General features: G+C 59.8%; 18 protein-coding genes and 3 pseudogenes. 9 read left to right on the forward strand and 12 right to left on the reverse strand.

Going from position 1 to position 23,528, the window contains the following annotated elements; all coding sequences use genetic code 11:
• Nucleotides 1-590 precede the first annotated feature (590 nt).
• The gene (locus QA600_RS12500; protein ID WP_278292280.1) at nt 591-1,409 is read right to left on the reverse strand and encodes a ThiF family adenylyltransferase; all 819 of its coding nucleotides are present in this window, start codon (nt 1,407-1,409) and stop codon (nt 591-593) included.
• Between the two features lie 268 nt (nt 1,410-1,677).
• On the opposite strand from QA600_RS12500, the gene QA600_RS12505 reads away from it, so the two are divergent.
• Entirely contained in the window at nt 1,678-2,508 is an 831-nt protein-coding gene (locus QA600_RS12505) for a universal stress protein (protein ID WP_278292281.1), read from the forward strand.
• On the opposite strand, the pseudogene QA600_RS12510 reads toward QA600_RS12505, so the two are convergent.
• A pseudogene (locus QA600_RS12510) lies at nt 2,506-2,942 on the reverse strand (universal stress protein); the annotation flags it as partial. The gene QA600_RS12505 and the pseudogene QA600_RS12510 overlap by 3 nt on opposite strands.
• Nucleotides 2,943-3,446: 504 nt before the next feature.
• Between QA600_RS12510 and QA600_RS12515 the strand changes: the two are divergent.
• Together QA600_RS12515 and QA600_RS22810 are read left to right on the forward strand one after the other, a co-directional pair.
• On the forward strand, nt 3,447-3,809 hold the full coding sequence (locus tag QA600_RS12515; protein ID WP_278292282.1) for a universal stress protein: 363 nt from the start codon (nt 3,447-3,449) through the stop codon (nt 3,807-3,809).
• Nucleotides 3,810-3,929: 120 nt separating this feature from the next.
• Nucleotides 3,930-4,216 (forward strand): annotated as a pseudogene (locus tag QA600_RS22810) (hypothetical protein); the annotation flags it as partial.
• An 88-nt stretch (nt 4,217-4,304) separates the two neighbouring features.
• On the opposite strand, the gene QA600_RS12520 reads toward QA600_RS22810, so the two are convergent.
• The 3 genes from QA600_RS12520 to QA600_RS12530 all read right to left on the reverse strand — a co-directional run bounded on the left by QA600_RS12520 (nt 4,305) and on the right by QA600_RS12530 (nt 8,756).
• A complete protein-coding gene (locus QA600_RS12520) occupies nt 4,305-7,037 on the reverse strand; it encodes a cation-transporting P-type ATPase (RefSeq protein ID WP_278292283.1) in 2,733 nt (910 codons plus the stop codon).
• Nucleotides 7,038-7,218: 181 nt separating this feature from the next.
• Complete coding sequence (locus QA600_RS12525) at nt 7,219-7,590, reverse strand: OB-fold domain-containing protein (protein ID WP_278292284.1); 372 nt, start codon at nt 7,588-7,590, stop codon at nt 7,219-7,221.
• A gap of 2 nt (nt 7,591-7,592) precedes the next feature.
• Entirely contained in the window at nt 7,593-8,756 is a 1,164-nt protein-coding gene (locus QA600_RS12530; protein ID WP_278292285.1) for a thiolase domain-containing protein, read from the reverse strand.
• Nucleotides 8,757-8,859: 103 nt separating this feature from the next.
• Between QA600_RS12530 and QA600_RS12535 the strand changes: the two genes are divergently transcribed.
• Both QA600_RS12535 and QA600_RS12540 read left to right on the forward strand, forming a co-directional pair.
• On the forward strand, nt 8,860-9,588 hold the full coding sequence (locus QA600_RS12535) for an SDR family NAD(P)-dependent oxidoreductase (protein ID WP_278292286.1): 729 nt from the start codon (nt 8,860-8,862) through the stop codon (nt 9,586-9,588).
• Nucleotides 9,589-11,016: 1,428 nt separating this feature from the next.
• Nucleotides 11,017-11,259, forward strand: a complete 243-nt coding sequence (locus QA600_RS12540) for a hypothetical protein (protein ID WP_278292287.1) — start codon at nt 11,017-11,019, stop codon at nt 11,257-11,259.
• On the opposite strand, the gene QA600_RS12545 is transcribed toward QA600_RS12540, so the two are convergent.
• Nucleotides 11,245-13,173: a NosD domain-containing protein gene (locus QA600_RS12545; RefSeq protein WP_278292288.1), complete on the reverse strand. Its 1,929-nt coding sequence runs from the start codon at nt 13,171-13,173 to the stop codon at nt 11,245-11,247. The genes QA600_RS12540 and QA600_RS12545 overlap by 15 nt on opposite strands.
• A 122-nt stretch (nt 13,174-13,295) precedes the next feature.
• Here QA600_RS12545 and QA600_RS12550 point away from each other — a divergent pair, with 122 nt between their 5' ends.
• On the forward strand, nt 13,296-13,892 hold the full coding sequence (locus tag QA600_RS12550; protein WP_278292289.1) for a nitrous oxide reductase accessory protein NosL: 597 nt from the start codon (nt 13,296-13,298) through the stop codon (nt 13,890-13,892).
• A gap of 27 nt (nt 13,893-13,919) precedes the next feature.
• On the opposite strand, the gene QA600_RS12555 is transcribed toward QA600_RS12550, so the two are convergent.
• Both QA600_RS12555 and QA600_RS12560 read right to left on the reverse strand, forming a co-directional pair.
• Nucleotides 13,920-14,756, reverse strand: coding sequence for a sulfite exporter TauE/SafE family protein (locus QA600_RS12555; RefSeq protein ID WP_278292291.1), 837 nt, complete (start codon nt 14,754-14,756; stop codon nt 13,920-13,922).
• A 3-nt stretch (nt 14,757-14,759) separates the two neighbouring features.
• A complete protein-coding gene (locus QA600_RS12560) occupies nt 14,760-15,434 on the reverse strand; it encodes an SCO family protein (RefSeq protein ID WP_278292292.1) in 675 nt (224 codons plus the stop codon).
• A gap of 115 nt (nt 15,435-15,549) precedes the next feature.
• On the opposite strand from QA600_RS12560, the gene QA600_RS12565 reads away from it, so the two are divergent.
• On the forward strand, nt 15,550-16,149 hold the full coding sequence (locus tag QA600_RS12565) for a nitrous oxide reductase accessory protein NosL (protein WP_278292293.1): 600 nt from the start codon (nt 15,550-15,552) through the stop codon (nt 16,147-16,149).
• 505 nt (nt 16,150-16,654) lie between these two features.
• Here the strand turns inward: QA600_RS12565 and QA600_RS12570 are convergent.
• Genes QA600_RS12570 through QA600_RS12580 form a run of 3 tightly spaced genes read right to left on the reverse strand, consistent with a single transcriptional unit; the run spans nt 16,655 to nt 20,052 of the window.
• Nucleotides 16,655-17,506 carry an ABC transporter permease subunit gene (locus tag QA600_RS12570; RefSeq protein ID WP_278292294.1) on the reverse strand — a complete coding sequence of 284 codons (852 nt, stop codon included), beginning with the start codon at nt 17,504-17,506 and terminating at the stop codon, nt 16,655-16,657.
• 1 nt (nt 17,507) lies between these two features.
• Nucleotides 17,508-18,245 (reverse strand): ABC transporter ATP-binding protein, encoded by a 738-nt coding sequence (locus QA600_RS12575; protein ID WP_278292295.1) that lies wholly within the window; start codon nt 18,243-18,245, stop codon nt 17,508-17,510.
• A gap of 7 nt (nt 18,246-18,252) precedes the next feature.
• A complete protein-coding gene (locus QA600_RS12580) occupies nt 18,253-20,052 on the reverse strand; it encodes a NosD domain-containing protein (RefSeq protein WP_278292296.1) in 1,800 nt (599 codons plus the stop codon).
• 1,006 nt (nt 20,053-21,058) lie between these two features.
• Here QA600_RS12580 and QA600_RS12585 point away from each other — a divergent pair.
• Together QA600_RS12585 and QA600_RS12590 are read left to right on the forward strand one after the other, a co-directional pair.
• Nucleotides 21,059-21,313, forward strand: a complete 255-nt coding sequence (locus QA600_RS12585) for a HalOD1 output domain-containing protein (RefSeq protein ID WP_278292297.1) — start codon at nt 21,059-21,061, stop codon at nt 21,311-21,313.
• Between the two features lie 181 nt (nt 21,314-21,494).
• Nucleotides 21,495-22,148, forward strand: a pseudogene (locus tag QA600_RS12590) (IS6 family transposase).
• A gap of 108 nt (nt 22,149-22,256) precedes the next feature.
• Here the strand turns inward: QA600_RS12590 and QA600_RS12595 are convergent.
• A complete protein-coding gene (locus QA600_RS12595) occupies nt 22,257-23,483 on the reverse strand; it encodes a tyrosine-type recombinase/integrase (protein ID WP_278292298.1) in 1,227 nt (408 codons plus the stop codon).
• Nucleotides 23,484-23,528 lie beyond the last annotated feature (45 nt).

Consider the following 23,528-nt stretch of genomic DNA (forward strand, 5'->3'; position numbering starts at 1 on the left):
AACCGTGTATGATCAACCCCATCCCGACGCTGTCTTGCGTTCAACAAGGCACTTCAGTTGCAAACGCGGCAGCGAGCACCCGCGCTGACTCGGACAGATCCGTCTCCTGAAGTGGCATAACCGTGACTGATGAGGATGCTGACCTCCCACAAACGGTCCCGATTCGCCGGAGACGAGCCAGGACGAACACGGCTAGAGCAACGAACATCGCCATTGCGGCACCGCCGCTTTCACGCATATCTGTGATCTCACGGGTTGGATAATGAACGTTCTCCCCGAGTACAGACAGCTGAAATAGCAATTTACGATCAGGTCCGATTTGCGTCTCTCCGAATGCCTCCTCGAGAACGCCAGTGTCCCTGTCGATCGTAAAGATGCGCGAGTCGCTCTCGTCTACGCCCACGAGTACGAACGTCGAGTCCGTTTCCAGTCGGGATCGGAGTTTCCGGCCAGCGACCGTTGTCAGAGCTAAAATGCGTATCGGACGTCCGTGTCAGTTCTCGTCACACCTGGCCTCGACACGGAGTGCGTGAACGAACGCTCTCGAACCGTCGAAATGAGACGCCGATAATTCGTCTGGTGGTTGTGGTTCACCGTGACTTTCCCTCGATTCGGCAGCAGCCGCTGTAATCGACGCCGTCGAGCGACTCGATTCCGTCGGGTCCACAGACGGGACACTCGGGGTCGCGCTCGAGCGGGGTTCGGGTAACCGTCGCGTCTGTCGCGTCGTACCGTAGCAACTGATCGTCGAGTACCTCTCCGACGTCGAGGAGGTACTTGAGCACCTCCGTCGCCTGTAGACAGCCGATCGTGCCTGGAACCGTCGGGAAGATCCCCATTGGCTCGCCGGAGGGAGCTACGTCGGGGTCCGGCGCGGAAGGGAGTAAACACCGGTAACAGGGGCCCCCGGGAAGGAACGCTATCATCTGCCCTTCGTATTTGTATACCGCTCCGTGGATAAACGGAACGTCGGCGAGTTGAGCGGCGTCGTTGACGAGGAATCGAGCCGGGAAGTTATCCACTGCGTCGACGACGACGTCGTACCGCTCGAGAAGCGACTCGATGACATCCGTGTCTGCTCGAATCGGATGTTTCTCGACCGTGACGTCGGGATTGAGCGCTTCGATAGCCTCGGCTGCGCTGTCGACTTTCGGGTCGCCGACGTCGTCGACGCCGTGGATGACCTGTCGCTGCAGGTTGGATCGTTTGACCGTTCCGTCGTCGATGATCCCGAGCGTGCCGATCCCCGAGGCCGCCAGGTACTGGAGCACCGGCGAACCCAGACCGCCGGCTCCGACGACGAGAACGCGGGCCGTCAGTAGCGTCCGTTGTTCGGCTTCCCCGATCGAATCGATCAGAAGCTGTCTCGAATACCGGTCTCGTTGCGCCGAGTCGAGTGCATCCGCCATACAGTGATCTCGTGCCGAACCGCAAAGTATCGTGTTGTCCCGAGCGTTCGAAGCGGGGCTCTCGAGTTCGATGACGCAGTCGTCGTCGTCGTGGGAGTCCGGTCGGGACGGTTGGCAGCGAGCGTCTTCTTCGCCGGCGAACACGACGAGGGGCGACTCGCAGTAGTCGGCAAACGGCGTGAGCGACTTCCTTGGTAGGGTGAGTCGAAGCGCTTCACTCGAATCATATTTCCACAGAACCAAGACGATGGTTATCGTACGGGCAGCTATGTACGACGATGTTCTGCTCGCAACCGACGGTAGCGAGGTCGCGAGCGACGCGGCAGCCGTCGGTATCTCGCTCGCACGAACTCTGAACGCGACGGTCCACGCCGTCTCGGTCGTCAAATCGAGCCGCGGCGACGGGACGAATCGTGAGCGACGCGAGGCCGACGCGGAGGCGGTCGCGAGCGAGGCCCGGAACGCTGGCTGTGCGGCCGAGACGGTCGTCCGGAACGGGCGACCGGCCACCGAGATCCGTCGATACGCCGAGGAGGCCGACGTCGATCTCATCGTCGTCGGTACACACGGCCGAACCGGGCTGAAGCAGGTCGTCCTCGGAAGCGTCGCGCTCGAGGTAATCCGGGACGCGCGACGGCCGGTGCTCTCGGTTAGCGCGACCGTCGCGCGCAACGGAGTGAAGGGTGGCATCGACGACGTGTGTCTCGCGACCGACGGCTGGTCGGGCACGGCGGCCGCGACGGAACACGCCCTCGACATCGCCGACGCCTGCGACGCGCAACTGCACGCGCTCTACGCCGTCGACGTTGCGTCGGGGGACGACGAAATCCGAGGCAGGTTCGAGGAACACGGTAAGGAGACGACGGCCGCCGTCGCCAACCGCGCCGGCGACCGCGGGCTCGAGGCCACCCGATCCGTCGCCTCCGGAAGCGCACACGAGGTGATTCTCGAGTACACGGAGGCCGAGGACATCGACCTGTTGGTGATGGGAACCGAGAGCAAGTCGAACCTCGAGCGACTCGTCGTCGGGAGCGTCTCCCAGCGCGTGGTACCCAACGCGAGCGTCCCCGTGCTGACGGTTCGAACGCTCGGGCCGTAACGTCGGCGGTCCGGACTGCCGAACGATGAACACGTCGTAGGCGTCTTCGTCGGCGATGTGAACGCCGACGCCGGTCATCGGCGTCACGACGCGTCCGACGTTACCGCTCCCGAGGAAGACGACGCTCGGATCGTACGACCTGGTTAGTCGCTCAATCTGCTCTGCGATCTGTGCTTCCGGGGGAACTCCCGGATCCATTCGTGCTCGAACGATGTGTCCGGTGTGAGCGTCTGCACCTGGTCGCGAAGGGACCGGACGATGGCTTTGAGGACGAACGAGTCGGCTTCGCCGATCCTACCCTTTATTTGCGCGTAACGTTTTGGGGACGACGGTGACGGCCGTTACGTCCTCGTTGAGCGCGCGACCGTACTCGACTGCCCGACAAGCGCGGCATCTGCCAGTCCGGATCCATCAAACGGAACGACGAACGTCATGGAATCACCTTTTTCATCTCGGAAAACAGTAGTATAGGGGCCTTCTCGAGGCGGACGATTTCGACTTGTCGCGGTGAATACGCTCGCTACCCGTCTCGTCTTGGACTGTTAAGCGAACAATAAGCTTTTATAATGATACTCGTACCGCTTCGACGGAAAAATGAGGGACTCAAAACAGGTTCATTCTATACCGTTTCGTTCACCACTTGTTCGCTGAGTGAATAGTATGGATGAGACGGATCCCGGACCGATCGACCGGTCAACTAACGAGTACAGATACTTATTCGAGGTCGCTTCGAACGACCGTACATCGCTACCTCGAACTGAACCGAACGGGTAGCTCCGTTTACACGAACACCCGGTGGCTATTTGCTCAAACGCGAGGTACGGGAGACATAACGCGGACCGTCCTCGTTCCGACGGAAGGATCACCGCTCTCGATGAAGGCACTCGAGACGGCGCTGACCGACTACCCGGACGCCGACGTCGTCGTCTGTCACGTCCATGGACCCGATCGGCTCGGGTTTCGGTCTCATCGACGTCATGCGGCCGACGTTCGACGACGGCTCCCCTCCGGGATCAGTTCCGCCGGAGTACTGGCGCGAGTGGCACGAGAAAGCGGAATCGAAGGCTCAGGCGACATTCGACGACGCGCTCGAAACCGCCGACGCGCACAACCGGAGCGTCGAGACCGTTCTCGAGTTTGGCGAACCCGACGTCCTGGTTCTCGGCGTACTCGAGAACCAGGACGTCGACCGGATCGTAATGGGCAGTCACTGTCGAACCGGCGCGGAGCGGTTCCTGTTGGGGAGCGTCGCGGAGACTGTCGTCAAACGGGCACCGGTTCCAGTGATGGTCATCCGGTGACACGACGGTTCAGTATCGCCGTCGCGGCTTCTCTTTCACGTCGAACTCGAGGACCTGTTCGTGGATCGACGGTCTATCTTCGTCGCCGGGGTGCCAAGCTGGTTCCCTCGCGGTCGAGGAATCGTTCTGGCGTTTACGTCCAACAACAGGGCCTACGACTACCTCGGATCGAAAGCCCCGAAGTAGCCTCAGAGCCACGGCACGTACGTCATCTTCTGGATCGTGGCCGTCCATGGCTACGACCGGGCGTACCTCCGTCCGTACGAGAAGATAGGGTTCCCCTCGGACGATCCGTACCACCTGCTCTATCTCCGATGATCGTCGTGGTGGTCCTTCTCCACGTGGTCGCGTTCACCACAGTCGTCTCCGAGTATCGGAAAACCGGCGAGTATCCGCCCGGGCTTTGATCCCCTTCCACGGATTTCGTGCTCGAAGTGAGCGGCACGTCGCTCGAAAAAGGCGTTCGAGAAGCGACCGACCGGCAAAGACCAGCGGTCAGTACCGGTCGAAGTGCCGATCCTGAAGCGCGACGAAGCCGGCCATCAGGATCGAGAAGACCGCGACGACGAGGCCGATCTGGAGCCAGTGGCCAAGCGCCAGCGGCGTGACGCCGAAGAGGATACTCAGCGGCGTATAGAGCACGAGCAACTGGAGCGTCAAGGTTATCGCGATCGCGAGCACCAGCCACCGGTTGTTCGAGAACAACCCAAGGCCGTATCGTGTCCTGATCGCCCCGATACGGGCGATCGCCATGAACACGAAGGCGGTGAACACCATCGTCTGGGCCAACACCAGATCGCCAACGACCTGGTTATAATAGTAAAACAGCGGCAGTAACGTGGCCGTGATCAGGATAGCGATCCCACCGATCGATGACATGATCCGTTCGGTGATAACGCCCTCACCTGGGGGCCGCGGCGGCCGCTCCATGACGTCGTCGGCTTCGGGATCGACGCCCAGCGTCAACGCGGGGATACCGTCCGTGACCACGTTGATCCACAGGAACATGATCGGCGTCATCACCAGCCCCGCACCGGACATGATCCCGGAGAACAACAGCAGGACGTGTGCGCCGTTGGCCGAGAGGAAGTAGTTGACGAACTTGCGGACGTTGTCGAAGATCCGCCGTCCTTGGCGAACGGCGTCACGGATCGTCGCGAAATTATCGTCGAGCAGGACGATGTCCGAGGCCTGCTCGGTGACGTCTGTCCCGCGAATTCCCATTGCGACGCCCACGTCGGCGTTCTTGATCGCCGGTGCGTCGTTGACACCGTCGCCGGTCATCGCTACTGTGTGGCCCTTCTCCTGGAGCATCTTGAGGATCCGTGTCTTGTGTTCCGGCGACGTTCGTGCGAAGACGTCGACCTCCTCGACGACGTCGGCGAGTTCCTCGTCGCTCATCTCCTCGAGCTCGAGGCCGGTCACCACCCGGGCCGACTCGAGGCCGATCTCGCGGCCGACCGCTCGTGCGGTGGTCGCGTTGTCACCCGTAATCATGACCACGTCGATTCCCGCGTTCAGACAGCCCTTGAGCGCGCCCGCCACCTCAGGCCGGGGTGGATCGAGCATCCCCTGGAGACCGAGAAAGACCAGACCCTGTTCGTCGTCTTCGCTCACCGTCTCGGGTGCGTCTGGCCGGAACGCAAAGCCCATCACGCGCAGGGCGTCCTCGGCGAACGACTCGTTGCGACGCTCGAGTTCCGCCCGTCGCTCCTCGGTGAGTTCGACGAACTCGCCGTCGACGTACTCGCGGGTGCACCGCTCGAGGACGACCTCGGGCGCGCCTTTCGTGTAGGCGACGTGGTCGCCGTCGGGCGTCTCGTGGAGGGTGGTCATTCGCTTGCGATCCGAGGTGAACTCAACCTCGCCGACGCGGGGGTAGCGCTCGCGGATCTCTTCGTGGTCGAAGCCAGCCTTCCGGGCGGCGACGAACAGTGAGATCTCGGTTGGATCACCGAGATACGCCAGTTCGCCGTCTCCGGACGCCGACTCGTCGTCGCGGTCTTCACGCCGGCCGAGTTCGACGTTGTTACACAGCATGCCACAGCGAAGCAGTTCGCCGACGCGCTCGGCGTCGACTGGTTCATCGTCGTGGCGAATCTCCCCGTCGGTGTCGTAGCCGGTGCCGGTGACCTCGTAGATCTCGCGGTTCGCTGCCAGTCGAGTAACCGTCATCTCCTCTTCGGTCAGCGTCCCAGTCTTGTCGGTACAGATGACGTCGACGGAACCGAGCGCCTCGACGATCGGGAGCCGACGGACGAGCGCGTTCTGGTCGGCCATCCGTCGGGCGCCGAGGGCGAGCGAGAGGGTGACGACGGCCGGAAGTCCTTCGGGAACGGCGGAGACGGCGACGGCGACCGCGGTCATGAACACCTGGACCGGCTCGGTGTCGCCGATCACCAGTTCCGTGATGCCGATCACCGTCACGATGCCGATGACGGCTGCGGCGATGATCTTGCCGAGTCGGTCGAGTTCGGCCTGAAACGGCGTATCGCGTTCTTCGGCCTCTTCGATTGCGGTCGCGATCTGGCCGATCTCCGTCTCTGAGCCGGTTTCGACGACGACGGCGATTCCCGAGCCACGCTCGACGACGGTGTCCTTGTGGAGGACGTTCTCGCGCTCGGCGATCGTGACGTCTTCGGAGATCGTCTCCGGCGTCTTTGCGACACTGACGCTCTCGCCCGTGAGCGCCGACTCGTCGACCCGGAGGTTCGACGACTCGATCACCCGTGCGTCGGCGGGGACGACATCGCCGGATTCGACGAAAACGATATCGCCCGGAACGACGCGAGTGGCGTCGATCTCGGTCTTTTCGCCGTCGCGTCTGGCCATCGCGTACGTCGTCGACATCTCCTCGAGCGCCTGAATGCTCTGTTCGGCGCGGTAGTCCTGGACGAACCCGAACAGGGTGATCAACACCACGATGCCGGCGATGACGCCCGCGTCGATCAGCTCGCCGATCCCCGCCATCACGGCCGCGGCGACGATCAACACCCAGATCAATACCGAGGTATACTGCTCGAGGAAGATCCGAAGCGCCGATGCACCGGCTTCGGTTTCGACCTCGTTCGGGCCGTATCGGTCGAGACGGTCGGCAGCCTCTTCAGAATCGAGGCCCGCTTCGGAGGTCTCGAGTTCCTCGTAGGTCTCCTCGAGCGAATGCGCGTGCCACTCGACCGCGGGTTCGATCTCCGGGTGTGCGCGTTCGCTGTATTGGGTCTCTGCCACGAATGGGGTGTCGTCGGCGTCGTAAATAATATTCAGTTTAGCGGCTCATTTGACGACCGGGTACGTCGGTGCCCGCTCGTCGATCCGGCCTCGTCGAGAGTCGTCGATCCGACCACCGGTTTCCGACCGGCCGCCACCACAGTCGAATGGCTGTCACCGGTCAGTGCGGTCGCCCGATCGTTCAGGTTGACGGGGTGAACGTGACGAGCCAGTGACCGTCACCGTCGGATTCGGCATCAAGGAGTACGTCGTCGCCGCGTTCGACCTCGTCGGCGCCGCGGAGCTGCCCCGTGAGTCGGACGCCCTCCTCGAACGTCGCGACGACGATCGTGTACGGCGTCTCGTCGGCGTACCGCGGTGTCGAACTGTAGATCGTCGTCGCCGCGGTTACGGTCGCCGTCTCCGAGAGGGAACGTTCCTCGAGTGCCCGACTCGAGCACTCCGGACAGACCGTCCGCGGCGGTAGAGCGGCCTGCCCACACTCCTCACAGGCGAGGTAGATCGGGTCGCCGTCGTCGATGCGCTCGGCGAAGTCGATGAACCACCGCTGCATACTCACTCACCCCCCGCCCGCAGGACGTTGACGACACAACTCGCCCCGCTACCGCCGACCGTGTGCGTGAGTCCGATCGTCGAGTCGTCGACCTGGTTTGGGTGGCGCCCCTCGAGCTGTTTCGTGATCTCGACGAGCTGGGCGACGCCGGTCGCGCCAACCGGGTGGCCCTTCGCCAACAGTCCGCCGGAGGTGTTAACCGGAATCCGGCCGTTGACGGCCGTTTCACCCTCGACCGCGCCGCGGACACCCTCGCCGCGCTCGAAGAAGCCGAGCGACTCGACTGCGAGGACCTCCGCGATCGTGAAGCAGTCGTGGAGTTCGACGACGTCGACATCCTCGGGCGCGATCCCGGCGCTGTCGTAGGCCTGGTCGGCTGCTCGCTCAGCGGCCCGGGTCCGCGCGAGATCGGGACGGTCCTGGAGCGCCAGCGAGTCGGTCGACTGGCCGCTGCCTTCGAACGACACCTCGGTCTCGATGCCGTGTTCCTCGGTGAAGGAGTTGCTGACAAGGACGGCCGCGCTCGCGCCGTCAGTGATCGGACAGCAGTCGCCCAAGTTCAGCGGGGTCGCGACCGGCGGCGAGTCGAGCACGCGCTCGACGGAGGTTTCCTCCTGGCGCTGAGCCAAGGGGTTCGTGACGCCGTTCTCGTAGTTCTTGACCGCGACTTCCGCGAGATCCTCCTGGCTGACGTCGAATTCGTCCAGATAGACCTGAGCCATCAGCGCGTAGATGCCGGGGAACGTGAGGCCGGCCTTGTTCTCGTACTCGTTGTCCGCGGCGTTTGCCAATGCGTCCGTAACCTCCTGGATACCGGCCGCGTACATCCTCTCGACGCCGCCGACGAGCGCGACGTCGGCGTCGCCGGCCATGATTGCCTGCGCGCCCGACCTGGCGGCCGAACTCGCGGAAGCACAGGCGCTCTCGGTCCGCATGGAGGCCGCCTGGCGCGCTCCGAGGTAGTCAGCTGCCATCGCCCCGACGTGGGCCTGGTCGTCGATGAGGTCGCCGATGAAGTTGCCGGCGTACAGTTCATCGACGTCGCCTGGCGTCAGCGAGGCGTCAGCGAGCGCCTCGAGCGCGGCGTCGGTGAACAGTTCACGGGTCGACGAGTCGGGATGCTCGCCGAACTCGGTGCTGGCCACGCCAGCGATCTGGACAGTCATGCGCCGGCCGCTACCACGATCCGACTCTTAATACCCCCAGAAACCAGTTACCCGTCCGACAGACACGAACCCATTTATCCGGCGTCGGTGTAGGGAGTGGGCGATGCTCGACAATCAGATCGCGATCGTGACCGGCGGCGCCGTCGGTATCGGGAAAGCTATCGCCGCCCGATTCGTCGACGAGGGAGCGACCGTCGTTATCGCCGACGTCGACGAGGACAACGGCGAGTCGGCCGCCGAAGAGATCGGTTGCCAGTTCAATCACTGCGACGTCACCGACTACGACCAGGTCGAGTCGCTGGTCGAGGAGACGGTCGAGGCCCACGGCGGCCTCGACGTCATGGTGAACAACGCCGGGGTCGCGAGCGTGACCTCCGTCGAGGAGATGGACCTCGAGGAGTGGAAGACTGTGGTTGAGACGAACCTCGACGGCGTGGTGCACGGCACGAAGGCCGCGCTGCCCCACCTCAAGGAGTCCGATGGCTGCATCATCAACCTCGGCTCGATCTACGGCTTGGTGGGTGGGAAAGGCGCAGCTTCCTACTCGGCCGCGAAGGGGGGCGTCGTCAACTTCACCCAGCAGGTGGCGATCGACTACGCCAATCAGGGCGTCCGGGTCAACAGTATCTGTCCGGGCTTCGTCGAGACGCCGATGACCGAGGACTTGCTCGAGGACGAGCGCTTCTACAACTTTCTCGAACAGAAGACGCCGATGGACCGTCACGGCCAGCCCGAGGAGATCGCCCCGATGGCCGCGTTCCTGGCCTCCGATGAGGCATCCTACATCACGGGAGCCAACATCCCAGTCGACGGCGGGTGGACGGCTTTCTGACTGTCGGTGAAGCGCCCGAGGTCGTCACTGTGATAACCGACTCCGGCTACTCGACGCACAGAGAGGTATACAGAGCCCCATTAGTAATGGAAATGGCCCTGTCTTTGTGGAGGTTCTGTTCGAGACCAATGTGTTCCGAGACGATCACGTCGTACGTCTGGGTTGGGGCTCCAAATCTGGCGGCGTTCGAGCGACTCGCTGAGCGTAATCCCTCGCTCGAAGACGTGGTACGGATCGATTCGTACAACGGCCAGGCGCTCTATCGGGTGGACTGGTTATACGCAGACGTTGAGCGGATCTACCACTACGTGGAGAGCAACGTTGTGGTGCTTGAAGCCTCCAGTGATCCCCCGAGCGGGAAGTTCGGATCCAATTTGAGGGGCGCGCACAATTATCAGAGTTCGAATCGTTCTGCTCCGAGAACGCCACTGCGTTCACGTTACGGCGCCTCTACCGTGAGACCAAACTGATGACAGGAGGACAGTACGGGCTGACTGACAAACAACAAGCCGCTCTCGTCGCCGCTTGGAAAGTCGGCTACTTTGAAACGCTGCGAGGGGCAACACTTGAGAAAGTTGCTGACGCTCTCGAAGTGACCCATCAATCGCTGTCACAACGGTTTCGCGGTGTACACCGGAAACTGAACGCCAACACACTCGTCGTTACGCCGCCTTCGTCAAGCGAAGAAACTAGTTCGGTATAACACGTTGCATATGTGCCTTTCCGGTCGACCTGTCCCTCAAGGTTGCGTACAGACAAGGAGACTCTCTCGAGTACGACATCAGTGAACAGTTCTTGGGTCGAGAAGTCAGGATGTTCGCTGAACGGCGTGCTGGCGTTGCCAGCAATCTGAACGCTCATGCACCAGCCCCTACACCCAGTCCTACTCTATATTAACAATGGTTTGAGTCATGTCTATTCCAGACTGTGATCTCCATCTTCAAACTGATACAAACTGCCCACCGGTACTAAGAATAGCCGACGGTCAGAGTACTCGAAATCCAGAGGGGACGCAGTCTCCGCAGGCTCGGATTCGGTCGCTCCCTGACCTACTCGGCAGCGACGGCGAAGCATCTGATCGTCCGTGTTTTTGGACGTTAAGCCAGATGTGAGGAGTGCCGACACACCTCTTTGTTCGGGGTGCTGGACCTCGATCGTTGGATCACGAGTTATCGGCTTCATCGACCGGATCAAGTGCTTCGAGAATCGGAGATTCTCGTGACCACCGAAATCCTTGATTTCCGGACGGTTCCCTGGCATTCGTTTCGGCTGCCTGTAAACGACCATGGGTCGGGTGATCCGTGGCTTTTCTTGTTCACTTAGAGGAAAGCGGCGACCGTTCCGAACGGCTTGAATTTGTGCTGAACTGTCCTGTGGAGCCGTGTAAGACCTATTTCTCCTGAGTTCGTATGGTTAAGGTGAGCAACTGTGCACCGCTACGACTGGATCCTGCTGGCCATCGCCATCGCTCTCGTCGGTGGAGGGCTCATCGGCGCGCTGACGCCGGTCCCAATGGAGTACGGGCTAGCCGCCGCGTTTGTGCTCGCCACGCCGTTCGTCTACGACGCGATGTTTCGGAACCCGCCACTTCCGGCAAGCGACTTCCAGCGAGCCGCCGCCGCGATCATTTGGCACGCGCTTCTGGTTTGGGCGGTCCTAGCCGCGATCTGATAGCGATGGTTCGCACAAATCATACTTCGAGGAATTTTGCTCGATCTGAGCGAGCAGTTCTGGATTCGTAGGTTCACAGCGTGGTGCCGTATCAACGATGCTTTCCGCACGCATACCGGAAACAGCCCCCTCAAACGTGGTAAGTGTGTCAAGGGCAGGCGACCGTGTGAGTGTCGGCGTCCCATCGACGCGATGAAGTCGCTCGTCGACGGGGTGGGTCGGCGAGTATGACCGCTCGAGACTCGACCCATCGCTCGAGCCAACTGCTCCCTCCCAGTAGTTACCCTGTCCGTCGGCTGTCCAAACACGAAGTACTCCGAGTCGTGCAGTTGCATGCCGATAGTTGCCGATGAAGTCGTTGTTGGTCACCTGATTGGTTGGCAGCAACTGGTTCGCCTGAACGCCCTCTACGTTCCCCGAGATGACGTTTCGTTCATATATCGAGTTCCCTGCTGCAGTTGTCATGCCGACCTCTGTATCAGTGATGACGTTCTGGGCGATGTACGACTGCGATCCTCCCATCAAGAGTCCCTGCGACGTATCCCGTATCTCGTTCCCGACGACGGCATTATGCTCTGGATCTGTCATCACATCGATTCCGGTCGATTCTGCACTCAAGATCTGGTTGTCGGCGATCAATGCATCCGAGGTATACATCAAATGGACACCGATTCGGTTCCCCTCTAATGTATTGTTCCGATAGATCAGTTCGTGCGATCGATGGGTGTAGATCCCGTCACGACCGTCGCGAAAGTGCGAGTCTTCGATCACACCGCCTGGAGATCGCATTGTCATAACTCCCATGTAGCCGTCGTCCCAGTGATCGCTGCCGTCAACAGTAACGTTCCGAACGACGGCTTCCGGACTATCCCGAAGCAGGACTCCGTTCGCTGGCGTTTCGATCGAGACATTTTCGACGACGGTTCTTTCAGAGCCGTTGACCTCGATACCTGCATCTCCCTGGCCGTAGGCCATCTCGAGGACGTCTTCGCTATCATCCAGATTCCTGTCTTCAGTGTCAGCCTCCGCTACATCACCGACACCGGAAATTTGGAGATCCGTTACCGCAGCTCGATCGTCTTCGATTCGGATGACGGTTCCGTTGCCGTCCCCCTGAACCGTCGTCCCCTCTTCTCCAGCGACAGTGACCGGCCGGTCGACGTCGATAGCGTCGGAGACGTTGTAGGTTCCAGATGGGACGAACACTGTCGCTCCCCTGGATGCGGTATCGATACCCTCCTGGATGGTTGCTACATCCTGACCAACGACGACTTCTGTTGGTCTATCGCGGGCTTGTGTTGCATCCGAAACCAGCTCGTCACCACGTGCGTGACGTTCGTCGACTCGATCCCGGACGACATCAGCGTCATCGATCTCGAACGAGTGATCGAGAAGCCGTTCCCAGCTCACTACGGTGCCACCGTGTTCGGTCGTAAACGCCTCTGCGTCTTCCTGTCTCGAGAAGGGCACGACGGTTTCCCCAGCTGGTGTTCTCGCCTCACTTCCGACAACGAACCACGCAGACTCCGCATCGGTCCAGCTCTCCGTTCCGTTCGCGGCTAGGTGGCCGTCGGTCGTGAGTTCGAACGCTTTCCCGCTATAGTCAGTCACATAGACTCCAGTCGGATAGCCAAAGCGGTCTTCATGCCCCATTTGCTGGCTAGCGTCGACAAATCGCTCGATCCCCTGATAGCCGACGACGTACTCGTACTGAGAATAGAACACCTGCGCTTTCGGAACGTCGATTCGGTCCTCATCAGGTTCGTTCTCGAGGATGACACCCGTAGCAACGGTGTCCTCGAACGGTACCGGATCAGGCGATGTCGATCCGATATCTGCTATGAAAATCCCAGCGACCCCGAGAAGACAGATACCAGCGAGGACCGAGATCAAAAGTTTGTGGGAGAGAGCCATCTCGTATCTCTATCTGGTCGGTGTAGTACAATAGACGATCTGGTACGGCCATCGAAGCGACCGAGCGCATTTCGTTTCGTGTACCAGATCGACTTTGCAGCAGGCGACTGTGAAACTACGCCATGACAATCCGTGCTTTGGGTTCCTGGCATCGACGGCGAGTGCTTGCCACTATCGGTATCACCGGTATGTTGGCAGGCTGCTCCGATACAGATGACAACGCTAATTCGGATGTTCCGGATCCTGATACCTCGGAGTCCGAGTTTCTCGTCGACCATCCGGTCGACGAGCCGAAAGCGTTCTCGAGTTCGCATCTGTGTGGTGTCTGTTCGATGGCCGTGACTGACTACTCCGACCGAAACGCTCAGCTCGCCCACGAAAACGGAGATGGGATGATGTTCTGTAGCCCAGGCTGTTTGTTCGCCTACTACGGAGTTCCGGACCAGTTCGGTGCACCAGAGAGCGACATCGTCGGTGCATGGGTGACTGATTTTGAAACGAAATCTCTCGTTGACGGGTTCGACGCCGTCTACGTACTTGAACACGACGAACACCGTACTGACGACCCAATGGGTCTCGATCCACGTGTCTACGTAGATATGGATGACGCCCGCAAGTATATCGGGCAATACGACGACCTTGACGAAGATGATACAGTCGCACTCTCAGAGGTAGGAGAGGACATCGCGCGGATGTACAGAGAGGACCGATTACCGTAGTTGGATCAACCCCCGCTCGGACGATTCTCAAAGTGGCTGATAGTGTGGGAGCGGAATCGGCGGGAGGCCGATACCGAGCGTTGCGAGCCCATGTTGGATCGGAATGTAGCCAAGCAACACGAAGGCAGCCCCCAGAACACGGTGGAGTTTCGTTCGCGTCTCGATACTCAGTGATTGGAAAAGCGTCCCGTAGACGAACAGCGAGGGGACCGTTCCGAGTCCAAGTACAGCCAGCGAGAGAAATCCCTCGACAGGCGATCCCCGGATAAACGCGTACAGAAAGGCTGGATAGAGCAACGGACATGGCAACAACCCGTGAACCGCGCCGAGTCCGGCGATTCTGCTGTTACCGACCCACGAGTCGACGTTTGCGAGCAGCGTCTGGTGGAGACGTCCGAGCGTTGCTCCCACAAGCGGAACGCTGATCGACCCGCCGACGAAACCCCGACCGATTAGATAGTTGATCCCCATTGCGACGATGAGCGTCCCCACACCGATGCCGGCGACTGCATGAACGTCCGTCGCAACGGCTGTCACTGCCTGGGGGGAAACGAATACGACTGTCCCTGCAAGACCGAACACTCCACCTATAATCGCATAGCTGCTGGCTCTGCCGAGGTTAAACAGAGCATGCTGTCTGACCTCTCTGACTGTCAGTTCGTTACGTTCTCTATGATGGCCGTCTTTGGCCCGCATTCTGTCAGAGTAGGTCGTTACGAGTGGCCCACACATTCCGAGACAGTGTGCACCACCGAGTAATCCGATCAGACCGAATACGACGAGACTGACCGGTTCAACGGCAGTCGGATCCAGCCCTGGATCGTAACAGGTCTCTAAGACGGGTCCCTGGTGGAGGGTTCGCATCTGTTACTCTCGGTCGTCTATTACCGTTTCCAGATCGTCGGTGATCTGTTCCGTCGAAGGGTTCTCACCGCGGTAGCTTCGTTCGACGTACCCATCCGGGTTGACGAGGAAGGTGACGGTTATGTGAGCGAAATCGTAGTCGTCACCCAATTCCTCGCGTTCGAAGGGGATGCCGAGTTCGTCCTCGACGACTGTTTTCGCTTCGTCGTCGTCTTGGGGACGTAGATAGTGCCAGTTGCCCGCCTCGAGATCGACGTCTACCATCTCGGCGTGATCCGAAAGTTCGTCTGCAGTGTCTCGCTCGGGATCGAACGTGATCGCGAGAAATCGGACGTCGTCGCCGAGTCCGCTCTCGAGGCTGTTGGCCTGAACCGTCGAAATCGCGTGCATAAGTGGTACACATTCGGCGGGGCAGGTCGCAAAGAACGTCGTGCAGACGAGACACTCCTCGTCAATACCATCGACGTCGACGGACGTTTCTAGCAGGGGGTCAGAGAGCTCGAACGTCGGGAAAGACTCACCGTAGGTTGGATACGAGGGCTCTCCCTGCGTGCTCTCTTCTGGCGGATCCAACACCACCTCACCGGATGGTTCGTCGTCTACGAGTCCGGTTAGACAACCCGCGACGGGCGCCAGCCCGACGACCGCACTACTGGTGAGAAGATCGCGTCGATTCATCGTGCGATGCTAGTATTCGGGTTCTGAAGAGCGATCTGGTGCAATCATCTAATTCGCGGTGCTCATTCGATAACTGAACCAAATTCGACTTACCAGGCTGGTCACAATAGCTAGTATGGACGACCGACTAGCTCCGATATCTTCCCACGAGCGCTGTTTGACACGACGAACGTTTCTCGCTGGGAGCGCCAGTCTCGGCGTCGCCGCGATAGCCGGCTGTTTCGATGACGATAGCGACGATCTTCCCGATCCCGTTACGATTGACGACGACCAGGACTGCGATCACTGTACGATGGCGATCGGCCAGCATCCCGGACCGGTTGGACAGACCCACTACCCCGATCCCAACGACATCGTCGGCGAGGATCGACCGGCACAGTTCTGCAGTTCACTGTGTACGTACACGTTCACGTTCGAGCAGGAGGATGCCGGCCACGATCCGGACGTAAGCTATCTCACCGATTACTCGAGCGTCGACTACGCGGTCGAGGAGGGCGAGGACGCGTTGGAGATCAGTAACCATCTCGAGGACGAGGCATTCGCTGACGTCGAGGGCCTCATGTTGGTCGTCGACAGCGACGTCGAGGGAGCAATGGGGGCGTCAATGATCGGCTTCACCGACGCTTCCGAAGCCGACGACTTCCAGGCCGAGTACGGCGGTGATCTGTACGAACACGAGGATGTGACCGGCGAGCTCGTCATGTCTTTGATGTAAGGACTACTGCAAACTCCCTGCTCGCTCTGTCCTGTGGTCGTTTCCTGTGTAGGTGTATCGTGTGGCACAACGGACGGCGAACGGTGTGAAGTACCTCGGGCACAAGCCCCGAGGCTTCACCGTTTTGGTCCACACTGCCACCGCAGGCGAATTTAATTCCCCTCGACCTTCCCGAAAAGGGTCGGCTGGAATTAACACCCGAACGTTCGGTACGTCCGTGAGGGTCGGTCGCTCCACCACGACCCGACAACACCCGTCTCACTACGCCGAAGACGTGGGTTTTGAGAGGTGTCGCATTCCTCACAACTGCGCGCAGTTGCTTCGGATTACGGTCTGTAACCCACGTCGCAACTGTATCACTCGATACGGCGGTATTAGTAATATAGTTTACACGATTCGCCCTCGGGGTCAAGTGGTTCGAGACGTCAAAGGCGTCTCGTCATTACGAAAATCGGAGATTCTCGTACGACCCCGAGGCACTCTTGCTGTATCTCTGTAGAAGGCGTTAACGACCGACACTCCAGATGGCGACGGCAAGGGACCCCACGGTCCAGGCGGCGAACCCGAAGAGACTCACAACGGGTGAGGCGACCTGCGGTCCGGTTCCCGACGCGACGGCGACCGTTGTCTCGAGAACGAGACCGCGGTAGGCACTCAATGGACTCATCGCAAGTGAGTAGAGGAGACTGTCGTCACCGATCAGTCCCTCGGTAAGTCCGTAGACGATTGCCAGATCGAATCCGAAGAGCAGGGCGACGAGCGCTACGATCGACATCCCAAGCGCGCTCCGAGTTCCGCTGACAAGCGAGGAGATCGCGAGCGCGATAGCGAGGACGACGAGACCGAACAGGACGGTCAGCACGAAGAACCGAGCGAACAACAGCGGCGAGTCGGCGCCGGTGTGTGTCGCGTAAATCGCGAGTACGTCGGTATCGGTGACCGCGATAGCGACCGCAGCAAGTACCATCGGAACGGCGATCGCCGCTACCAACCCAGCGGCGCGGCCCGCGTACACCCCGAGAACGAGTTCGCGTGGCGAGATCGGATACGTCTCGAGAACGTCGAGTTCTCCCCGCTGTTCGTCGGCGAGGATCGCCCGGTAGCCGAAGGCAACGGCGACGATCGGGACGAGCAACTCGAGGGGAGTCAAGAGATCGACGGCCGTCGGAAGGTATCCTGCCGCGTAGCCACCACCGATCCAGGTGATTCCCACGACGACGGCCGCAAGTGCGGCCGTGAGCAGATAGAAGGTTCGGGTTCGAACCACTGTCCGGAGCTCTCGACCGATGACAGTTCCCAGGAGGTGGCTCGTCGACGGTGACTGCTCGCTGGCTGGCTGTGCGGATTCGTGTTCCATACTACGAACTCACCCCCTGTACCCGAACGGTACCTTCTTCCGCAGCAACCGAATTTTCGTATACCGCACGCAGCGACTCGACTCCGAGTTCCGCTCGAATCGACCCCGGCGGGCCGTGACGGACGACACGTCCGTCGTCGAGTATCAAAACTTCGTCCGCAGTTCGGTCGACCAACTCGAGGTCGTGAGAGCTCAACAGGACCGCCGTTCCTGCACTGGCGAGGTCAGTCGCGATCTCGAAGACGTGTTTGCTCATTCCGGGATCGAGCCCGCTCGCCGGTTCGTCGAGCACGATAACCGGCGGATCCCCGATCGTTGCCTGGGCGATCCCGACTAACCGGGTCATTCCTCCGGAAAGCGCCTCGACGGGTCGCTCGGCTGCATCCTCGAGGCCGACTTGCTCGAGTCGTTTCCTCGCGTCGGCCTCTCCGGCTCCGACCAGCGACGAGTAAAACTGCAACGTCTCGAGGACGGTAAAACCTGGTCGGAAGGCCGGCTGTTGTGGAAGATAGCCGATTCGGCGGGTTGCATCGGTACCACGGTAGCGAACCGCTCCGTTGGTCGGCTCAAGCAGGCCAGCGAGGACGCGAAGGAGGGTGGTCTTTCCGGAGCCGTTCGGTCCGATCAGTGCAGTTATCGTTCCCTCACCGAAGGTAGTCGTGATATCATCTAACACTTCGACGGTGCCGTAGTTGTAGTCCGCTGACGTAATCTCCAATACTGGGGTTTGTCGTGTCATGAGTTCGTTAGGCTGCGCTGTCGCAGGGCCACGCTCGGTCTTGCCACGCGGTTCGCTCGAGTAGCTCGGGGTTGTTCGGCTCACAGGTCGGCGCTAGATCGACGATGCTCCCGGTCCGCATTCCGGGAACAGTGCCTTCGAGGCCGGCGAGTGCCTCGAGGGCAGGTGCCTGTGCGAGTGTTGGTGTGCCGTCGACTCGGTGCAACCGCTGATCGACTGGATCGGTCGGCGAGTACGCTCGGTCGATCGTCTCGCCGTCGCCGAAACCGACTGCCCCCTGCCAGTAGTTACCGCTTCCATCGTCGGTCCAGACTCGAAGTGGACCGGAACTTGCCGTCGCGTGTCGCTCGTTCTCGACGAAATCGTTCTCGAGCACCTGGTTTGTCGGCAACAGTACCTGTACGTCGGCCCCGACCTCGTTGCCCGCAATGACGTTGCGTTCGTAGATCGAGTTCGTCGCGGAGATCTGTAACCCGACGTTATTTCCTTCGAGAACGTTTCCCGCGACGTACGAGTCGCTCCCGCCAGGTGAGAGCGCTTGCTCCGTATCCCGGATGTCGTTGTTGACAATCGCGTTGCGTTCCGGCCCGGTCATGATGTAAACCCCCGTGTTGGATTGCTCTCTGAGCTGGTTGTTTCCGAGAAGCGCATCCGACGTATGCATGAGATGGATCCCCAGCCGGTTCCCCTCGAGTTCGTTATCGCGAACGACGAGGCCGTGGGAGTGGTGGGAGTACACCGCGTCTCTGCCGTCATACACTGTCGTGTGTTCGATCACGCCTGGCGTACGAAACGCGAGGATTCCCGCGTGTCCGTCCGACCAGTCCGCCGGGCTGTGAACGGTGACGTTTCGGACGACAGACTCGCCGCTGCGGCGAAGGAGCACACCCGTCACTGACGAATCGACGGTGACGTCTTCGATCAGCGATTGGTTTGCGGTGTGAACGGCGATTCCGGCATCGCCGCTCGCGTAGTTTCGCTCGAACGTTTCGTCCCAGTCGCCGGTTTCGTTCTCGGTTCCGGGCAACTCCGCATCACCGCCTCGCTGTGCTCCTTGTGACCCCGAACCGGTAACGGCCAATCCGACGACTGCGGTCCGATCCGCAGTCGTTGTGATGACCGAGCCGGTGCCGTCACCACGGACAGTAACGTTTCCGTCACCACGAAGCGTCAGCGGTCGCTCAACCTCGAGTGTCTCTTCGTACTCGCCCTCGGGAATCACGATCGTGGTGTTTTCGGGAGCCTGCTCGATCGCTTCCTGAATCGTCTCCGTATCGTCGCCGACCACTGTCGAAACGGGCCGTTCGCGGAGTTCTGCCGCGGAGTCGACGCGCTCGTCGGCGTCCTGGTGTTGGCCCTCAACCCGATCCCGAACGACGCTCGCATCGTCTATTTCGAATCGCTCGTCGAGCAGGTCATTCCACGTGAGCACCGTTCCACCGTGGGCGTCGGCGAACGCGGTTGCATCGTCGCGCTCCGAGAACGGGAGCGGCGTCTCTCCACTCGGCGTTCTGGCGTCGCTTCCGTGAACGAACCATGCGTCTTCCCCGTCGGTCCAGGCTGGATCACTATCGGCTGTCGGGTAGCCGTCAGTAGTCAACTCGAGGTCCACGCTCGAGTAGTCCGTAACGTAGACCGTCTGAGGATGACCGAACCGTTGTGTGTGGCCGTCCTGTCGCTGTGTCTCGACGAACCGCTCCACGCCGTAGTAACCGACGACGTACTCGTATTGCGAGTAGAACACCTGTGCCTTCGGCAGTTCGACACCTTCCTCGAGTCCGTACTCGTCGTCCGCAGCAAGACCCATCGAAACTGTATCGTCGAAAGATGCCGGTTTGGGTGCTGCGGATTCTACATCGATTACGAAGACACCCACCGCAGCGAGGGCCCCCAGTCCGAGAACAACTCCCACAAACACGATTCGCCAACGAGGTCTGGGCACAGTAGAATTTAGGCTGCTTCATACGTATACCGTCTGGTATACCCTTCGAATCGAATAGCTACGGCAACAAACGGCAACGTTCTACGAGTGCGATCCTGATGAGCCACAACCCGCGCTCATGGATTTCAGAGTGACCCGTGACGAGATTGCCGTCACCACGATAAACATCGCCGACGGGGCGGAGCTGACCGCGGAAGTTACCTTCCTCGACGCTGACGGCGAGGAGTCCACGCAGACGTTCACGGCGACCGTTCAGGACAACCGCGACGTTCATCCTGCCGGGCGACCTCAACCCGACGAACCTCGTCGTCAACTTCGGCGACCTCGTGCTTGACGACCAAGAGGTCGTCGCCGAGGACGCACCGTGCACGCCGGAGCCAAAAAGACCCACGCATCGAGGACCTCGAGGTGACCTGTGACGCGATCACGACGACGAGACGCTGTTCGAGGGTAACATCCAGGCGATCGACGCGCCGTGTGCGGAGGTGCCACTATAGTAACAACTGAAACTGTTTGCACATCGATCGCATAGCCGTCGTGCGATCGGGTGCGCACTGACTTTCAGTGGCTACTATAGAACCCCCAAATAAAAAACCCGCCCACAAGCGCAAGAAGCGCGAGTACGAGAAGTGTAAGTAGTTGTCCCGAATCGGTCGAGTGATCTGCACAGAGCACGCACGCACGTGCAATTATACCGTCCCGAAACGGACGCCACTCCAGTTCATCTCCGGTGCGACATGCGCGCTCTGTATTCAGCACAGCCACTAAACCTATCACCGCGTGAGGATTGCAACAAGGCTGAGAGTTCTACATTCCCCCACCATGAGAATCGTCCTCAAATGGCATTGCTCTACAACCCTTAGAGGGGTATATGGAACAACAGCAATCTAGCCATTGCTATCAGATTGGAGAGAAGGAGATTATCGTGGCATTCACAGATGCCGTGGCAAGTGTTCAGGAGAAGTCTGTTGACGAACTGCCACCCCTCTACGAGTGGGTCGACGGAGAGGCATTAGCCTCACTTCTCAACCACCAGTCGGATGTCCGTATCTGTTTCGAGTATGCTGGCACCGAAGTAGAAGCGACCCAGAACATGATTTGTGTTCATCCACAAGAACCCTCGTAGACTTCTAACTCACTAGCAGTGAGAGCACACCCATACATCGGGCAATTCAACCACTGTCTCTGGCACGAGCCTTCTACCAGTTACTGGAGGGGTTGAACGAGACGTGCGATATATAGTGCGAATGGGCACCGTCTAGTTAGCGCGGTTTGAGAAAAGAGCAGGTCGTAGAGTTAATTTAGCTATGACACTTGCAGACCTGTTCAGAGAGGGTTATGACAGAAGTTTAAAAGATCTTGGAAGAACGAGCGGACAGGGCGTTCGCCGTCCGCCTGCACCTGACTGGTTGTTCGGGTCGAGAGACAACAGCGGTTCTCGCGGAATTAGGCGTTGAGCGCTCTCATAGGGCGGCCTGGAACTGGGGTCATCGGCTGGCTGACAGCGAACGCGACCCACCTGAGTCGAAGCAGGTCGCTGTTGACGAGATCGCTGTCAGGATTACTGGAGATAATCTTATTTATGTGCTGCAATAGACATTGAGTCAAAATTGATCCTCGATGTCGCGTTATTTACTCGGCATGGTACTGATCCGGCGGCTTCATTTCTGCATGGCTTCGCGAGGAACACGATCTCTCAAAGGCTGAGTTTCTCGTCGATCGATTTGGCTAACGGACTGCTCTCTCGATTGGGATTGAGTAGTCAAGTGGACCATACCGACCGAAACCTCGTTGAAAAGTGGTTTCATAACCTCAAAATTCGAGTCGACAGTTTCCGTAACTCGTGGGTGGGCAGTCGGGCAAGCGTCAGAGGCTGGCTTGAACAGTTCTCACACAATTATAACACACAACGACCGCATCAATCACTTAACGGACAAACGCCAGCGGAGATGCTAAACTAGACAGTGCCGTCTGAGGATAGTAACAGAGAGGAGCGACTAAAGGGACTCTGGGTAGAGTAGAAAAAAGAAACAGCGAGAGAAAGCTGTGTAGATCAACGTGAAATCTATTCACGAGTCTGTATCAAATACATCCACTAATCGCTCGTGCATAAACTCCCGGCGATACTTCCGGCGCTCGGCTTCCGAGAGATAGTTTTCCAGGACAACGCTCGCGTCGGAGCTCCCCTGGTCGCCCGCGATCACGTCAAGGTTCTCGAGTAGCTGTTTCTGGGCATCCATGTACGTCGTATACCAGAACCGTCGACCCATTTTCGAGGTCGGCGTCTCGCCACGGACAGTGACGCCGGCACGATTTGCAAGCCGCTGAAACCGCAATTGGACTGTCTCACCGACGATATGGCCACTCGAGGACGCCGTCGAAGGGAACAGATACCCGTTCCACCCCTCATCTCGAGCGCCGAGCATGTCGATTCTATCCGCCAGTTGCTCGCGACCGTAGACTAACGCGACCGTCCCCGGGCCGTTCTTTCGTTCCTCAAAGTAGATATGTGGATCTTCGCCCTTGAGGACCACCTGAGAAACGTGCAACGATGCGACCTCGTTCCGTCGAAGGCCCCACGCACACAGCGCGAGCACGAGCAGTTCCTCCTCAGAACTCTCGACAGCTCCGTATAGTCGCCGGACGTCCTCGCTCGAGAGTGGCTGGTTATCTCTCTCCTCGCGAGTCCAGTTGTACTCCTCGCTGATTCTCGAGGCCGGATTGAACGCCGCGATCGCTCGACGCTCGAGATGGCTGTAGAACTGGTTGACGTCACTTAGGTACCGCTGCTTCGACGCGTCAGTCCCAAGATCGGTGTCGAGTTCGTCGAACACCGTGAGGACGCGTCGAATCTCGGCAGCTCGTTCGGTAGTATCGACGACGCGATCCACGAGGTTGGCCTGGTTGTGGAGTTCGTCGTAGAGTTGTGCATAGGTCGCGAGTCGTGAGCGTTTCGTCGCGACTGTAGTGTCAGCAAGGCCTTGTCGGCGCTCGAGCGTCCGGATAAACGACTCGAGTTCCTCAGTAGTGGTTTCGTCGTCGATACCCCACGGATACCCCTCTTCAGACTCCTCAACATAGCCTACAGACTCGAGAAACTCCGAGAGAGTCATCTCGTGGTGCTCTCGAAGCGTGTAAGTGAGTCCGCCGTAGCCGACGTCGAGTAGGTCCCGGTAGGTGGGTCTGTCCTCGAGATCGTGGCCTGCCCGTTGCAGCTCGAGTTCAATTTCGGTGTTCCAGAACTCGCGGAGTTCCTCGAGCGATTTGTGCGACCACCGGATTTGCTCGCTACTCACGTGAAATCGCCTCGAGTAGCCCGTTTCCTCCGGGTCGTGGTGATT

It is taken from the genome of Natronococcus sp. A-GB1 (assembly GCF_029688845.1).
In the GTDB taxonomy this organism is placed as follows: domain Archaea; phylum Halobacteriota; class Halobacteria; order Halobacteriales; family Natrialbaceae; genus Natronococcus.